The sequence below is a fragment of the Kitasatospora sp. NPDC097643 genome (assembly GCF_040302625.1).
GTDB lineage: Bacteria > Actinomycetota > Actinomycetes > Streptomycetales > Streptomycetaceae > Kitasatospora.
On the sequence record NZ_JBEOSA010000019.1, the window covers coordinates 96,335 to 113,650 of the forward strand.

Genomic DNA, 17,316 nt, shown 5'->3' on the forward strand with positions numbered 1-17,316 from the left:
GGGTGGTGGGGGGTGCGGCGGTTCAGGGCCGGCGGAGGTGCTCGTCGATGAAGGCGAGCAGCTCGTCCCGGCCGAGCCCGGTCAGGGCGGCGCCGGCGGGCGCCTGGTCCGGGACGGGTGCCGGGCCCGGGACGGGTACCGGGTCGTCTGCCAGGACGGGTCCGGTGGCCGCGTCCCGGTCGTCGGCGAGCCGTTGCCGCAGGTGGGCGGCCAGGCCCGCCGGGGTGGGGTGGTCGAAGACCAGGGTGGTCGGCAGCGGGAGGCCGCAGAGCTCGCCCAGCCGGTTGCGCAGCTCGACGGCGGTGAGCGAGTCGAAGCCCAGGTCGAGCAGCCGGTCGTGGGCCGCGACGGCGGCGTGGGACGGCCGGCCCAGGACCCTGGCCACCTCCTTGCGCACCAGGTCGAGCAACAGCTGCTCGTGCTGCGCGGGGGCGGTGGTCCGCAGCCGCTCCCGCCAGACCGGGGCGGGCGCCGGGCGGGCGGCGGCCCGGCGGCGGACCGGTCGGATCGGGCGGACCGGTCGGACCTCGGGGGCCTCGGGGGCCTCGGGAGACTGCGGAGCCCCGGAGGCGGCCAGCTCGTGCAGGACCGGGGCCAGCACGCCCTGGTCGGCCCGGGCCCGCAGCACGGCCGGGTCCAGCCGGACCGGGGCGAGCGCCGCCGCGTCCCGGTCGAGCGCGGCGTCGAACAGGGCGAGCGCCTCGGCCGGCTCCAGGGCGGCGACGCCGACCCGGGCCAGCCGGGCCCGGTCGGCACCGTCGAGCGCGCCGGCCATGCCCGCCGGGCCGCCCCACCAGCCCCAGGCGAGCGTGGTGGCGGGCAGGCCGAGGCTGCGGCGGTGGAGCGCCAGGGCGTCCAGGAAGGCGTTGGCGGCCGCGTAGTTGCCCTGTCCGGCGGAGCCGAGCGTGCCGGCGACGGAGGAGAAGAGCACGAAGGCCGCGGGCTTGTGGTCCCTGGTCAGCTCGTGCAGGTGCCAGGCCGCGTCGGCCTTGGGGCGCAGCACCTGGTCGACCCGCTCGGGGGTGAGCGATTCGAGCACGCCGTCGTCGAGCGTGCCGGCGCAGTGCACCACCCCGGTGAGCGGCTGGTCGCCGGGCAGGGTGTCGAGGAGCCGCGCGAGGGCGGCCCGGTCGGCCACGTCGCAGGCGGCGATCCGGACCTGCGCGCCCAGTCGGCCGAGCTCCTCGGCCAGCGGCCCGGCCCCAGGCGCGGCCGGGCCGCGCCGGCCGACCAGCAGCAGCGAACGGACGCCGTACCGGGTGACCAGGTGGCGGGCGACCAGCGCGCCCAGGCCGCCGGTGCCGCCGGTGACCAGCACGGTGCCCTCGGGCCCGAACACCGGGGCGGCGGACGGGCCGGAGTGCTCGGGCGCCGCCGTGAGCCGGGGCACGCTGACGGCTCCGGCGCGGACGGCGAGCTGCGGCTCGTCGGAGCCGACGGCGGCGGGCAGGGCGGCGGGATCGGTCTCGGTGTCGGCGTTGGGGCCGGCCGCGGCCTCGGTGTCGGTGTCGGTGTCGAGGAGGACGACCCGGCCCGGGTGCTCGCTCTGGACGGACCGCACCAGCCCCCACACCGCGGCGGCGGCCGGGTCGACCGTCTCGTCCCCGGGCCCGGTGGCCACGGCGTGCCGGGTCAGCAGCACCAGCCGGGTGGCATCCAGCCGCTGGTCGGCGGTCCAGGAACGGAGCAGGGCGGCGGTGCGGTTGAGGACGGCCCGGGTGCGCTCCGGCAGGGGGTCGCCCGCCGCGCCGGTACTCACCCGCAGGTAGACGACGTCGGGCGCCTGGCAGCCCCGGTCGAGGCCGGCGAACAGCGCGTCGAGGTCGGTGTAGCGCAGCGCACGGGCGCCGACCGGGGCGTCCGGCGTGTCCGGCCCGATCGCCGCCCAGCTCTGCGCGACGGGCGCCGCTGCGGCGGGCAGCGGGCGCCAGCTCAGTTGGTACAGCGGCCGGTCGACGGGGGCGTCGGGGGCGTCGGGCGCGCCCGGGGCGGCGGGGCCCGCCGGGCGCAGCAGCAGCGAGCCGACCGTGGCGACGGGGGCGCCGGTGGCGTCCGCGAGGTGGAGCGCGAGGGTGTCGCCGTCGACGTCGATCCGCACCCGCAGCCGGTCCGCGCCGGTCGCGTGCAGGGTGACGTCGCTCCAGAGGAAAGGCAACCGGGGTGCGGTGGCGGCCGGGTCGGGGTCCGGGCCGGGGTCCGGGGTGAGCAGGGCGGCAGCGTGCAGTGCGGCGTCCAGCAGGGCGGGGTGCAGGCCGAATTGATCAGCCGAGGCCGGCATGGGCAGGGCCACCTCGGCGAGCAGCCGGCCGTCGTGGGTCCAGGCCGCGGTCAGGCCCTGGAACGTCGGGCCGTACGCCACCCCGGTGGCGGCCAGCCGCTCGTACAGGCCGTCGACCGGGACGGCGACGGCGCCGGGCGGGGGCCACGCGGTGTCGGCTGCAGCTGAGGTCTCGGCCCCGGCCCCGGCGTCGACCTCGGCCTCGGCCAGGAGGCCGGTGGCGTGCAGGGTCCACGGGGTGCCGCGCCCGGCGCCCTCGGGGCGGGCGTGCACCGACAGCGGTCGGTGCCCGTCGGCATCGGGCCCGGCGACCCGGACGCGCAGCTGGACGCCCTCCTGTTCCCGCGCGGGCAGCACCAGCGGGCTGCGCAGGGTGAGTTCGGCCAGCCGCTCGCAGCCGAGCCGGCCGCCGGCCTCCAGGGCGAGCTCCACGAACGCGGCGCCGGGCAGCAGCACCTGGCCGCGTACGGCGTGGTCGGCCAGCCAGGGGTGGGTGGCCAGCGCGAGCCGACCGGTGCCCAACAGCTCCTCGCCGTCGGGCAGGTCGACCCAGGCGCCGAGCAGCGGGTGGGCCGACGGGCCGAGCCCGGCGTCCGCCAGCTGCGCCCCGGCGGGGCCGGCCGTCTCGGGGCCCGCCGTCTCGGGGGTGACCGGCAGCCAGTAGTGCTCCGGCTGGAAGGCGTACGTCGGCAGGTCGATCCGGCGGGCGCCGGAGCCGGCGAAGTAGGCCGCCCAGTCGACCGGCACGCCGTGGACGTGCAGGCGGCCGAGGGCGTCGGCCAGCGCGTCCGGTTCGGGCCGGTCGCGGCGCAGCGCGGCCACGGCGGCCACGACCGGACCGGTGTCACCACTGTCGGCCCGCTCGCCACCCGGCTGGGCGGCGAGGGCGGCGAGGGTGGCGAGCGAACCGTCGGGCCCGAGGTCCAGCACGGTGCGCACGCCGTCCTCGGCCAGACGCAGTACGGCGTCGTGGAACCGGACGGGCCGGCGGACCTGCTCCGCCCAGTAGTCCGGCGAGCCGAGCTCCTCGGCGGTGGCCGGGCGGCCGGTCACCGTGGAGACGATCGGCAGGGTGGGCTGGTGGAACGTCAATCCGGCTGCCACCGAGCGCAGTTCGTCCAGCATCGGATCCATCAGCGGGGAGTGGAAGGCATGGCTGACCCGCAGCCGGGTGGTCCGACGGCCGCGTTCGCGCAGCTGCTCGGCGACCGCCAGCACCGCGTCCGTCCGGCCCGAGAGCACCACGGCGGACGGGCCGTTGACGGCGGCGAGGGCCGCGCCCTCGGTCAGCAGCGGCAGCACCTCGGCCTCGGCGGCGGCCACCGCCACCATCGCCCCGCCGGCCGGCAGGGCCTGCATCAGCCGGGCCCGGGCGGCCACCAGCACGGCCGCGTCGGCCAGGCTCAGCACCCCGGCGACGTGGACGGCGGCCAGTTCGCCGATGGAGTGGCCGGCCAGCACGTCCGGGCGCACACCCCAGGACTCCAGCAACCGGAAGAGCGCCACCTCGACCGCGAACAGCGCCGGTTGGGTGTACTCGGTCCGGTCGAGCAGCGCGGCCTCCTCGGTGTCCGGCCCGGCGTCGAGCACCTCCCGCAGCGGGCGCGGCAGGTGTCGGTCCAGCTCGGCGCAGACCTCGTCGAAGGCGGCGGCGAACACCGGGTGCCGGGCGCGGAGTCGGCGGCCCATGCCGAGCCGCTGGCTGCCCTGGCCGGCGAACAGGAAGGCCAGCCGCCCGCCGCCCGCCGGGTGCGGCCCGGCCTGCCCGGCCTGCCCGGTCTGCATGGTCTGCCCGGCCGGCGCGTCGGCCGGGCCGTCGGCGATCAGCTCGTCCAGCCGTTCCAGCAGGTCCTCGCGGGTCGTGGCCACCAGGGCGGCGCGGTGCCCGAAGGCCGACCGGCCGGTGGCCAGCGAGTAGGCGACGTCGAGCGGGCGCAGGTCGGGGCGCTGGTCGAGCCGCCCGCGCAGCCGGCGGGCCTGGGCGCGCAGCGCCTGCGGGTCGCGGCCGGACAGCAGCCACGGGACGGCCGAGCCGTCGGCGCCGCCGGCCGGCGCGGCGATCCGCGCCACGGACCGCTCCACCGGGGCCTGTTCGAGCAGGACGTGCGCGTTGGTGCCGCTGATCCCGAAGGAGGAGACGCCGGCCCGGCGCGGGCGGCCGGTGGCGGGCCACGGGCGGCTCTCGGTGAGCAGCGCCACCGCGCCGGAGCCCCAGTCCACGTGCGGGGTCGGCCGGTCCACGTGCAGGGTGCGGGGCAGTGCGCCGTGGCGCATCGCCATCACCATCTTGATCACCCCGGCGACGCCGGCGGCGGCCTGGGTGTGGCCGATGTTGGACTTGACCGACCCGAGGTGCAGCGGCCGGTCCGGCGCCCGGTCCGGCCCGTAGACCGCGAGCAGCGCCTCGGCCTCGATCGGGTCGCCCAGCGCGGTGCCGGTCCCGTGCGCCTCGACCGCGTCGACCTCCGCCGCGGTCAGCCCAGCGGCGGCCAGCGCCTGGCGGACCACCCGCTCCTGGGCCGGTCCGTTGGGGGCGGTGAGGCCGTTGCTGGCGCCGTCCTGGTTGACCGCCGAGCCGCGCAGCAGCGCCAGCACCGGGTGGCCGTGCCGTCGCGCGTCGGAGAGCCGTTCGAGCAGCAGGACGCCGACGCCCTCGCCCCAGCCGGTGCCGTCGGCCGCGGCGGCGAAGGGCTTGCAGCGGCCGTCCGGCGCCAGCCCGCGCTGCCGGGAGAACTCGATGAACGGGGTCGGCGTCGACATCACCGTCACGCCGCCGGCCAGCGCGAGGTCGCTCTCGCCGGAGCGCAGCGACTGCGCGGCCAGGTGCAGCGCCACCAGGGAGGAGGAGCAGGCGGTGTCGACCGAGACCGCCGGGCCCTCCAGTCCCAGCGCGTACGCGACCCGGCCGGACGCCACGCTGCCCGCCGTCCCGGAGCCGAGGTAGCCCTCGACCTCCACGGGCACCCGGCGCGCCCACGAGCCGTAGTCGTGGTACATCACGCCCGCGAAGACGCCGGTCCGGCTGCCGCGCAGGGTCGCGGGGTCGATCCCGGCCCGCTCGACCGCCTCCCAGCTGGTCTCCAGGAGGACGCGCTGCTGCGGGTCCATGGCGAGCGCCTCGCGCGGGTTGATCCCGAAGAACGCGGCGTCGAAGCCGGTCGCGCCGCGCAGGAACGCGCCGTGCCGGGCGTAGCTGGTGCCGGGGGTGGCCGGGTCCGGGTCGTACAGCCGGTCGAGGTCCCAGCCGCGGTCGGTGGGCAGCTCGCCGACGGCGTCGACGCCGTTGGCCACCAGCGCCCAGAGCGCCTCGGGGCTGTCCGCGTCGCCGGGGTAGCGGCAGGCCATCGCGACGATCGCGATCGGCTCGTCGGCGCCGGGGCGCGCGGCGGAGGAGGGGGTGGGCGCGGTCTCCGGCTCCGCCTCGGGGCCCCGGAGGCGGGACGCCAGGTACCCGGCCAGCTCCTGCGGGGTGGGCCGGTCGAAGACCAGGCCGGCGGGCAGGGTGAGACCGGTGGCGGCCCCGAGCCGGTTGCGCAGTTCGAGCGCGGTCAGCGAGTCCATGCCGAACTGGGCGAAGGCCCGGGTGTCCTGGCTCTCGTCCAGGGCGTCGAGCCCGAGGACGGCCGCGGCCTCGGCGCGCACCAGAGCGCCCAGTTCGCGCAGGCGTTCCGCCTCGTCGAGGGCCCGCACCCGGTCGGCCGGCGCGGTGGTGGGGGCGGTGGCCGACGCGGCGGTGGGGGCCGCCGGACGGGCCGCCCGGCGGGTCGGCTCGGGCCGGCGGAGGTCCCGCAGCAGGGGCGGGACCGCGCCGGGCCGGCCCTCCGCCGCGGGGGCATCCGTCGTCGGATCGGCTGGCTGGAGACGCACCGGTGCGAGGAGCGGTTCGTCGGCGGCCAGCGCCGCGTCCAGCAGGGCCAGCCCGTCGGCGGTGCCCAGCGGCAGCACGCCGATCCGGGCGAGCCGGCGCAGATCGGCCTCGCCGAGGCCGGCGGTCAGCCCGCTGCGCTCCGCCCAGAGGCCCCAGGCGAGCGCGGTGGCGGGCAGGCCGAGGCTGCGGCGGCGGAGCGCCAGGGCGTCCAGGAAGGCGTTGGCGGCCGCGTAGTTGCCCTGGCCGGCCGAACCGAGCAGCCCGGCGGCCGAGGAGAACAGGACGAAGGCCGACAGCGGCTGATGCTGCGTCAACTCATGCAGGTGTAGGGCAACATGGGCCTTCGGGAGGAAGGTGCGGGCGAGCCGTTCGGGGGTCAGTGAGCCGATCGCGCCGTCGTCCAGCACCCCGGCGGCGTGCACCACCGCGGTGAGCGGGTGCGCGGCGGGGACACCGGCCAGCAGCGCCGCCAGCGCCGCGCGGTCGGCGAGGTCGCAGCCCGCCACCGTGACCCGGGCGCCCAGCCCGGTCAGCTCGGCCCGCAACTCCGCGACGCCCGGCGCCCGTTCGCCGCGCCGACCGACCAGCAGCAGGTGCCGCGCGCCGTGCTCGGCCACCAGGTGACGGGCGACCAGCCGGCCGAGCAGGCCGGTGCCGCCGGTGATCAGCACGGTGCCGTCCGGGTCGAGCGGGCGGGCCGCCCGCTGCTCGGGGGCCTCGGCCCGGGCCAGCCGCGGCACCCGTACGGTGCCTGCCCGCAGGGCCAGTTGGGGCTCGGTGCCGGTCACCTCGGCCGCCGCGGCCGCCAGTGCGCGGGCCGAGGCGGGGGCGTCGTCGAGGTCGACGAGGACCAGCCGGCCGGGGTGCTCGGTCTGGGCGGAGCTCAGCAGCCCCCAGACGGCGGCCTCGGCGGGGTCCGGAGCCTCGCCCGGAGCCACGGCCACCGCGGACCGGGTGACCAGGACCAGCCGCGCCGGGGTCAGCCGCTCCTCGGCGAGGAACTCCTGGACCAGGGCGAGGGCCCGGGCCGTCGTGCCGAGCGCACGGTCCGCGACGGAACCGGCGTCCGGGTCGTCGTCCGGGTCGTCAGCCAGGCCGGACCGCGCGCCGTCCTCCGAGGCGCGTTCCGAGGCGCGTTCCGGGTCGCGTTCCGGGTCGCGCTCCGGGCGGGGCGGCGGGCCGGTGGTGGCGAACACCAGCGCGGGCACCGGCTCCCCGGCGTCGAGCGCGGTGCGCAGCCCGGCGAGGTCGGCACAGCGGAGCGCGGGCTCGCCGGGCAGCAGATCCGCCGCGCCGAGCACCGCCGCCCGCCCGGGCCGCTCCGGCGCCGCCGGGGCGGTCGGGTGGGGGACGGCCGTCCAGGTGAGGCGGAGGAGCCCGCTCTCCCCGGCGTCGGACCGGCCGGCCGCCAGGTCCGCCGGCGCCGGGCGCAGCACCACGGACCCGACGGCCGCCACCCGGCGCCCCTCCTGGTCGTCCACGGTGAGCGAGGCCTCGCCGGCCCCGGCCATGGTGAGCCGGACCCGCAGGGCGGTGGCGCCGCGCAGGTCCACCGTGACCCGCTGCCAGGCGAACGGCAGCACGGCCGGGGCCTCGCCGCCGTCGCCCCGGGCGGCCAGGTCGATGGTGTGCAGGGCCGCGTCCAGCAGCGCCGGGTGCACCGCGTACCGGTCGGCCTCGTCCTGCTCGGGGCCGGTCAGCGCGACCTCGGCGAGGACGTCCTCGCCGCTGCGCCAGGCCCGGACCAGGTTCCGGAACGCGGGCCCGTAGCCGTAGCCCCGGCGGGCCAGCCGCTGGTACAGGTCGTCGGTCTCGACCGGGACGGCGCCGGGCGGGGGCCAAGCGGCGGGTGACGGCGCGTCGGGCCGGTCCGGGGCGGGTGCCGACAGCGGCGCGAGCAGGCCGGCGGCATGCTGCGTCCACGGCTGGGCCGCCCCGGCGTGCTCGGCGCGGGAGAAGATCCGGACGGTCCGGCGGCCCGCCCCGTCGGCGGAGCCCACCGCCACCTGGAGCGCGACGCCACCGGCGGGCGGCGGGAGCAGCGGCGCGGTCAGGCCGAGCTCGTCGAGCCGCCCGCAGCCGACCTGCCGGCCGGCGCAGAGCGCGAGTTCGACGAAGGCGGTGCCGGGCAGCAGGACGGCGCCCGCGACCCGGTGGTCCCCGAGCCACGGCTGCGCCCGGTCGGCCAGCCGGCCGGTGAGCACGTACTCGTCGGTGCCCGCGAGGTGCAGCACCGAGGAGAGCAGCGGATGCTCCACCGGCCGCTGACCGGCGGTACGCGCGGCGGTGGCCGGGGCGGCGGGGGCGTCCAGCCAGTACCGGGTGCGCTGGAAGGGGTAGGTGGGCAGCTCGACGGCGGGGCCCTCGGCGCGGCCGAGGACGGCCGCCCAGTCCACCTCGGCGCCGGCCGTGAACTCCTCGGCCGCTGCGGCGGCGAGCCCGGTGGCGGCGGTGCCGAGCCCGATGGCGGCGGTGCCGACCACGTCCTCGGCGCCCGCGGCGACGGCTTCGAGTCCGGCGCGCAGCTCCGCCCGGCCGGCGCCCAGGACCACCGCGCGGTGCTCGAAGGCCGACCGGGTGGTGGCCAGGGCGCGGGCCACGGCCACCGGGTCGAGCTCGGGCCGGTCGGCCGTCAGGGCGAGCAGCTGCGCGGCGCGGGCCCGCAGCGCGCCGGGCGTCCGACCGGAGAGCACCCACGGGGTGGCGTCCTCCGCCGTGCCCGGGTGGGGTTCGGGCTGGTCCACCGGTTGCTCATCGGGCTGTTCGAGGATGACGTGGGCGTTGGTGCCGCTGATGCCGAACGAGGAGACGGCGGCCCGGCGCGGGCGGTGGCCGGCGGGCCAGGGGGTGTTCTCGGTGAGCAGGGCGACGGCGCCGGAGGACCAGTCCACGTACGGCGTCGGCTCGTCGAGGTGCAGGGTGCGGGGCAGCAGGCCGTGGCGCATCGCCATGACCATCTTGATCACTCCGGCGACGCCGGCGGCGGCCTGCGGGTGGCCGAGGTTGGACTTGACCGAGCCGAGGTGCAGCGGCTGGTCCTGCGGGCGGCCCTGCCCGTAGGTGGCGAGGACGGCCTGGGCCTCGATCGGGTCGCCCAGCCGGGTGCCGGTGCCGTGCGCCTCGACGGCGTCCACGTCGGCGGTGGTGAGCCCCGCGGCGGTCAGGGCCTGCCGGATCACCCGTTCCTGGGCGGGTCCGTTGGGGGCGGTGAGGCCGTTGCTGGCGCCGTCCTGGTTGATCGCCGAGCCGCGGACCACGGCGAGCACCCGGTGCCCGTTCCGACGCGCGTCGGACAGCCGCTCCAGCACCACCACGCCGACGCCCTCGCCCCAGCCGGTGCCGTCGGCCGCGGCGGCGAAGGGCTTGCAGCGGCCGTCGGGTGCCAGCCCGCGCTGCCGGGAGAACTCGACGAAGACACCCGGGCTCGACATGACCGTCACCCCGCCCGCCAGCGCGAGCGAGCACTCGCCCTGGCGCAGCGACTGCGCGGCCAGGTGCAGCGCCACCAGCGAGGTGGAGCAGGCGGTGTCGACCGAGACCGCCGGGCCCTCCAGCCCCAGGGCGTAGGCGAGCCGCCCGGAGGCCACGCTCGCGGCGCTGCCGGTCAGCACGTAGCCCTCGGCGCCGCCGCTCGGCTCCGCCAGCCGCGGGCCGTACTCGCCGTTGGACGCGCCGACGTACACCCCGGTGGCGCTGCCGCGCAGGGCGGCCGGGTCGATGCCGGCGCGTTCGACCGCCTCCCAGCCGGTCTCCAGCAACAGGCGCTGCTGCGGGTCCATGGCGAGCGCCTCGCGCGGGCTGATCCCGAAGAACGCCGCGTCGAACTCGCCCGCGTCGTACAGGAATCCGCCGTGCCGGCTGTACGTGGTGCCGGGTCGGCCGGGCTCCGGGTGGAACAGCCGGTCGAGGTCCCAGCCGCGGTCCCCGGGCAGCTCGCCGATCGCGTCGGTGCCCGAGACGACGAGGTCCCACAGGCCCTCCGGCGAGCTCACCCCACCGGGGTACCGGCAGGCCATGCCGACGATCGCGATCGGCTCGTCGGCCGTGGCCGGGAGAGCGGCCGGGAGAGCGGTGGCGGTGTCGGTGAGCCGGTCGTCCGCACCGGCGAGCCGGGCCAGCACCACCCCGGCCACCGCGCGGGGGGTGGGGTGGTCGTAGACCAGGGTCGGGGAGAGCCGCAGCCCGGTCGCCGCGTTCAGGCGGTTGCGCAGCTCCACCGCGCTCAGCGAGGTGAGGCCGAGCTCGGAGAAGACCCGGCCCTCCCGCACCTGCTCGGCGGAGGCGAACCCGAGGACGGTCGCGACGGCCCCGCGCACCAGCTCGGACACCGCCTGCGCGCGGTCCTCCGGGTCGAGCCCGGCCAGCCGCCGGGCCAGGTCCCCGCCGTCCGCGTCGGCGGCGGCCGGAGCGGCGGCGACCACCCGGCGCGCCTCGGGGACGGTGTCGAACAGCGGGTGCGGACGGGCCAGGGTGACGGCGGGGACCAGGACGTCCCAGTCGACCCGCGCCACCGTGACGCAGTCGTCCCCGGCGGTCAGCGCCCGCTCCAGCGCGGCCAGGCCCTGCCCGGGGTCGAGCCCGGCCAGGCCGAGCCGCCCGAGCTGCTCGGCGACGGCCGGACCGGCGGCCATCCCGGCGCCGGCCCACGGGCCCCAGGCGATCGAGGTGGCCGGCAGGCCCTCGGCCCGGCGGCGCTGCGCGAGCGCGTCGAGGTGGGCGTTGCCGGGGGCGTAGCCGCCCTGCCCGGGCAGACCCCAGGTGGCGGCAACGGAGGAGAACAGCACGAAGGCGGACAGCTCGGCGCCCCTGGTCAGCTCGTCCAGGTTCCGGGCGGCGGTGGCCTTGGCGCGCAGCGCGCGGTCCAGCCGCTCGGGGGTGAGGTCCTCGAGCAGCGCGTCGTCCAGCTGCCCGGCCGCGTGCACGACGGCCGTCAGCGGCAGGTCTTCCGGCAGCGCGGCGAGGACGGCGGCGAGCGCGTCGCGGTCGGCGGCGTCGCAGGCGGCGAGGGTGACCCGGGCGCCGAGCGCGGTCAGCTCGGCGCGCAGCCGCTCGGCGCCGGGGGCCTGCGCGCCGCGCCGGCTGACCAGCAGCAGGTGTTCGGCCCCGGCCTCGGCGAGCCGGCGGGCCACCAGGGCGCCGAGCGCCCCGGTGCCGCCGGTGACCAGCGCGGTCCCGTGGGTGCGCCACGGGCGGCCGGCGTACGGCGGCGCGGGGGCCCGCTCCAGCCGGCGGGCGAACACGCCGGACGGCCGGACCGCGAGCTGGTCCTCCGGGCCGTCGCCGGCCAGCACGGCGAGCAGGTGGTCGACGGAGGCCGCGTCGGCCTCGGCGGGCAGGTCGACCAGGCCGCCGCGGCGCTCGGGGTGCTCCAGGGCGACGATCCGCCCCAGACCCCAGAGCTGGGCCTGCTCCGGGTGCCGGACCGGATCCCCGACACCGGTGCCCACGGCGCCGCTGGTGGCGTGCCAGAGCGGGGCGGTGACCTCCAGCTCGCCGAGCGCCTGGGTCAGCGCGAGCGAGGCGGCCAGACCGGCGGGCACGGCCGGACGGCCGGGCAGCGCCCCCTCGGCCAGGGCGAGCAGCGAGAGCACGCCGGCCGGGCGGGCCCCCTCGAACGCGTCGCGCAGCAGCCCGCCGACCCGGTCCCGGTCGGCGGTCGGGTCGACGGCGAGCCGCCGAATCTCGACACCCCGAGCGGCCAGCGCCCGAACGGCCGCCTCCGCCCAGGGCCCGGCCGGGCTTGCGTCCGCCGGGACGACCACCAGCCAGCGGCCGGCGGGGGTGGTGGCGGGGGCGAGGCCGGCCGGGTGCCAGCGGACCCGGTAGCGCAGGGTGTCCAGCGCCGCGTCGGCCCGTCGGCGGTCGTGCCAGCGGGACAGCGCCGGCAGGGCCGCAGCCAGCGCCTTGGTGGTGGGGCCGTCCGGCTCGGCACCGGAATCCAGCTGGGCGGCGACGGCGGCGGCGTCACCCCGCTCCACCGCGGCCCAGAAGAGCTGCTCGCTCCCGCCGTCGGCGGGGCTTACGGCGGTGCCCGGGGCAGTGGCGCGGGCGTCCAGCCAGTAGCGCGTGCGCTGGAACGGGTAGGTGGGCAGCTCGACGACGCGGGCGCCGGTGTCGGCGAACACCACCGACCAGTCCACGGTGAGCCCCTGGACGAAGTCCTCGGCGGCGGCCGCGACGAGCCCGCCGGGCGCAGCGGGCGCGGGGGTGGTGGTGGGTCCGTCCGGTCCGGGAGCCGCAGCGGGCCCGGCGGCCGTGGTGCCCTCGGCCGGGACGGCGGCGTGGACCACGCCCTCGGCTCCGGCGGCGACGGCTTCCAGCCCGGCGCGCAGCTCCGCCCGGCCCGTGCCCAGGACCACCGCGCGGTGTTCGAAGGCGGTCCGGGTCGCGGCCAGGGTGTACGCGACGTCGACCGTGCGGTCCTGCGGCCGGGCCGTCAGGTGAAGACCGAGGTGCCGTGCCTGCTCGCGCAGCGCCTCGGGCGTACGTGCGGACAGCACCAGCGGCAGCGGTCGTTCGGGGGCGGCACCAGCATCAACGGAATCCGGCTCGGGCTCTTCGAGGATGACGTGGGCGTTGGTGCCGCTGATGCCGAACGAGGAGACGGCGGCCCGGCGCGGGCGGTGGCCGGCGGGCCAGGGGGTGTTCTCGGTGAGCAGGGCGACGACACCGGAGGACCAGTCCACCTCCGCGGTGGGCGCGTCCACGTGCAGGGTGCGGGGCAGCAGGCCGTGGCGCATCGCCATGACCATCTTGATCACCCCGGCGACGCCGGCGGCGGCCTGCGGGTGGCCGAGGTTGGACTTGACCGAGCCGAGCCACACCGGCTGGTCCTGGGACCGCCCCTGCCCGTAGGTGGCGAGCAGCGCCTGGGCCTCGATCGGGTCGCCCAGCCGGGTGCCGGTGCCGTGCGCCTCGACGGCGTCCACGTCGGCGGTGGTGAGCCCGGCGGCGGCCAGCGCCTGCCGGATCACCCGCTCCTGGGCCGGGCCGCTCGGTGCGGTGAGGCCGTTGCTGGCGCCGTCCTGGTTGATCGCCGAGCCGCGGACCACGGCCAGCACCCGGTGCCCGTTCCGGTGGGCGTCGGACAGCCGCTCGACGAGCAGGATGCCCACTCCCTCGCCCCAGCCGGTGCCGTCGGCGGCTGCGGCGAAAGCCTTGCAGCGCCCGTCCTCGGCGAGCCCGCGCTGGCGGCTGAACTCGACGAAGGTGCCCGGGGTCGACATCACCGTCACCCCGCCGACCAGGGCGAGCGAGCACTCGCCCTGGCGCAGCGACTGCGCGGCCAGGTGCAGCGCGACCAGCGAGGACGAGCAGGCGGTGTCGACCGAGACCGCCGGACCCTCCAGCCCGAAGACGTAGGCGAGCCGCCCGGAGGCCACGCTGCCGGCGCCGCCGGTCAGCAGGTAGCCGTCGGTGCCGTGCGCGGCCTCGTGCAGGCGCGGCCCGTAGTCGGAGGCCATCAGCCCGGTGAAGACGCCGGTGCGGCTGCCGCGCAGCGGGCCGGGGTCGATTCCGGCGCGTTCGAAGGCCTCCCAGGCGACTTCGAGCAGCAGCCGCTGCTGCGGGTCGGTGGCCAGGGCCTCGCGCGGTGCCAGGCCGAAGAACTCGGCGTCGAAGCGGTCGGCGTCGTGCAGGAAGCCGCCGCGCCGGGTGTAGCTGGTGCCCGGGTGCTGCGGGTCGGGGTGGTGGAGCGCGTCGAGGTCCCAGCCCCGGTTGTCGGGGAAGGGGCTGACGGCGTCGCGGCCCTCGGCGACCAGCCGCCACAGCTCCTCCGGGCCGGTGGCCCCGCCCGGGAACCGGCAGGCCATCCCGACGATCACCACCGGATCGTCCTCGGCGGCGGGAGCGTCGATGGCGGGGGCGTCGATGGTGGCGGCGTCGATGGTGGTCCGCGGTGCCGTCGTACCGTCCGGGCCGAGCAGCGCGGTGCGCAGGTGGGCGGCCAGCGCGCGGGGGGTGGGGTGGGCGAAGACGGCGGTGGTGGGCAGCCGCAGCCCGGTGGCCGCGTTCAGGCGGTTGCGCAGTTCGACGGCGGCGAGGGAGTCGAAGCCGGACTCCTTGAAGGCGCGGTCCGCGCCGACCGCGCCGCCGGAGTCGTGGCCGAGGACGGCGGCCGTCTGTTCCCGGACGAGCTCGACCAGCCGGGCGTCCCGGTCGGGCTCGGGCAGCGCGGCCAGCCGTTCGGCCAGCGACTGCGGCTCCCCGCCGGTCCGCGGAGCCCCCGCGACGGGGGCGGGGGCGGCGACAGGGGCGGGCGCGGGGAGTACCGCCGAGCCGGGCTCCGGCAGCCAGTAGGGCGTGCGCTGGAAGGCGTAGGTGGGCAGCTCGACCGGCCGGGTGCGGCCGAAGAAGGGGGTCCAGTCCACGGCGGCGCCGGCCACCTGGGCCTGGGCGAGCGAGGTGAGCAGCCTGGTCCGGCCGCCGTCCTCGCGCCGGAGCGTGCCGACGACGGTGGCCGGGTCCGCCGGGGTGGTGACCGGCTCGGCGGTCTCCTGGACGCCGACGACGAGCACGGGGTGCGGGCTGGACTCGACGAACAGCCGGGCCCCGTCGGCGAGCAGGCCGCGGACGGTCTCCTCGAACCGCACGGTCTGGCGCAGGTTCCGGTACCAGTAGCCGGCGTCCAGCGCCGTGGTGTCGGCGACCGGGCCGGCGGTGACGGTGGACCAGAAGGCGGCGTCGGTGGCCGGGCGGGGGGTGATGTCGGCGAGGGCGGCGAGCAGGTCGTCCCGGACGGCCTCGACGCCGGGGGAGTGCGAGGCGTAGTCGACGTCGATCCGTCGCGCCCGGACGTCCTCCGCCTGGTAGGCGGCGAGGAGTTGGTCGAGGACGGCGGTGTCGCCGGCGAGCACGGTGGCGGAGGGGCCGTTGACGGCGGCCACCGAGACCCGGTCGTGCCAGGGCGCGATGCGCTCGGCGACCTCGGCGACGGGCAGCGGCACGGAGACCATGCCGCCGGTCCCGGCGAGCCGGGCGAGGGCCCGGGAGCGCAGTGCGACGACCTTGGCCGCGTCCCGCAGCGACAGCACCCCGGCGACCTGGGCGGCGGCGATCTCGCCCTGGGAGTGGCCGACCACCGCGTCCGGGGTGACGCCGTGGGCCTGCCACACCGCGGCGAGCGAGACCATGACGGCCCACAGCGCGGGCTGGACGACGTCCACCCGTTCCAGGGACGGCGCGTCGGGTTCGCCGCGCAGCACGGCCTCGAGCGACCAGTCGACGAACTCGGCGAGCGCCTCCTCGCAGGCGGCGATCCGTTCGGCGAAGACCGCGCTGTCGGCCAGCAGTTCGCGGCCCATGGCCGCCCACTGGGAGCCCTGGCCGGGGAAGACCAGGACGGTGCGGCCCCGCCCGGCCGGGGCGGTGGACAGCACGGTGGTGCGGGCGGGCCGGTCCTCGGCGAGGGCGGTGAGCCCGGCGAGCAGCTCCGCGCGGTCGGCGCCGACCACCACCGCGCGGTGCTCGAAGACCGAGCGGGTGGTGGCCAGGGCGTGGCCGACGTCCGCCGGGTCGAGGTTCTGATGCTCCGTCACATACGAGGCGAGACGGGCGGCCTGGGCCCGCAGTGCCGCGCCACCGCGGGCGGACAGCGGCCACGGAACGGCGCCGGCGGCCGGTACCCGCTCCGCCGCCTCGTCCTCCGCCTCGGGTACGGGCGGCGGTTCGGCCAGCACCACATGGCAGTTGGTGCCGCCGAGGCCGAAGGAGCTGACGCCGGCGACCAGTTCGCGCTCCTCCTGCGGCCAGGGCGAGAGCTCGGTGTGGACGGCGAGGTTGAGGTCGTCCAGCGGGATGGCCGGGTGCGGGGTCCGGTAGTGCAGGCTCGGCGGGACGAGCCGGTGCCCGATGGCGAGGGCGGCCTTGACGAACCCGGCGATACCGGCCGCGCCTTCGAGGTGGCCGAGGTTGGTCTTCACCGACCCGACCCGCAGCGGCCCCTCGCCCGCCCGGCGCGCGCGGCCCACCGCGGCGCCGAGGGCGGCGGCCTCCACCGGGTCGCCGGCCCGGGTGCCGGTGCCGTGCAGTTCGACGTACTGGGCGTCGGCCGGGTCGGTGCCGGCGCGCTGGTAGGCCTGCCGGATCACCGCCTCCTGGGCCTGCGGGTTGGGCGCGGTCAGGCCGGTGCCGCCGCCGTCGTTGTTGACCGCGCTGCCGCGGATCACGCAGAGCACCGGGGCCCCGGCCGCGAGCGCGTCGTCGAGCCGCTGGAGTACCACCAGGGCGCCGCCCTCGCCGCGCACGTAGCCGTTGGCCCGGGCGTCGAAGGTGTGGCAGCGGCCGTCCGGGGAGAGGCCGCCGAGCTTGGCGGCGGTGACGGCGCTCTCCACCGCGAGGTCCAGGTTCACCCCGCCGGCCAGGGCGAGCGTGCTCTCGCCGCGCCGCAGGCTCTCGCAGGCCAGGTGCACCGCGACCAGGGAGGAGGACTGGGCGGTGTCCACCACCAGGCTCGGCCCGGCCAGGCCGAGGGCGTGCGAGAGGCGGTTGGCGATGATGCCGCGTTGCAGTCCGGCCGCCCAGTGCCGGGTGGTCCCCGTGGCGCCGCCGCGGCGCAGCAGGGTGGCGTAGTCGTCCCAGATCGCGCCGACGAAGACGCCGGTCGTGCTGCCGGCCAGCGCCGCGGGGACCAGGCGGGCGTACTCCAGGGCCTCCCAGCCGAGTTCCAGCATCAGCCGTTGCTGCGGGTCGGTGGCGGCGGCCTCGCGCGGGCCGATGCCGAAGAACTCGGCGTCGAAGCCGGTGACGGTGGGCCAGTCCAGGAAGCCGCCGTGCCGCAGGTCGGCCCGGCCGGGGGCGTCCAGGTCGCCGTCGCCGTACCAGGCGGCGGCGTCCCAGCGCTCGGGCGGGGTCGGGACGACGGCGTCGCGGCCTTCGCTCAGCAGCTGCCAGAACGCCTCGGGCGAGGACGCGCCGGGGAAACGACAGGCCAGACCGATCACCGCGATCGGGGCGTCCACCGCGGTCGGGGCGCCCACCGCGATCGGGGCGTCTGGTGCTCCCGGCTCCGGGCGGGGCTGCGCGGTGGGCGGCTGGTCCATCGGTTCCGTCTCCCTCGTTCCGAGCGGGGAAGCCGGCCGGCTCCCGGGGCGGGTGCGGGAGGCGGCCGGCGGGTCGCGGCGCATGACGAATTTCCCGGTCCGGGCGGGACGTTGGGCATCGACGCCGGGGC

1 protein-coding gene is annotated in these 17,316 nt (G+C 78.4%); it reads right to left on the minus strand.

All coding sequences use genetic code 11. The annotated features are described in order from the left end of the window. Positions 1-22: 22 nt before the first annotated feature. Positions 23-17,185 (minus strand): SDR family NAD(P)-dependent oxidoreductase, encoded by a 17,163-nt coding sequence (locus ABTY15_RS15235; protein WP_350583304.1) that lies wholly within the window; start codon positions 17,183-17,185, stop codon positions 23-25. Positions 17,186-17,316: the final 131 nt, after the last annotated feature.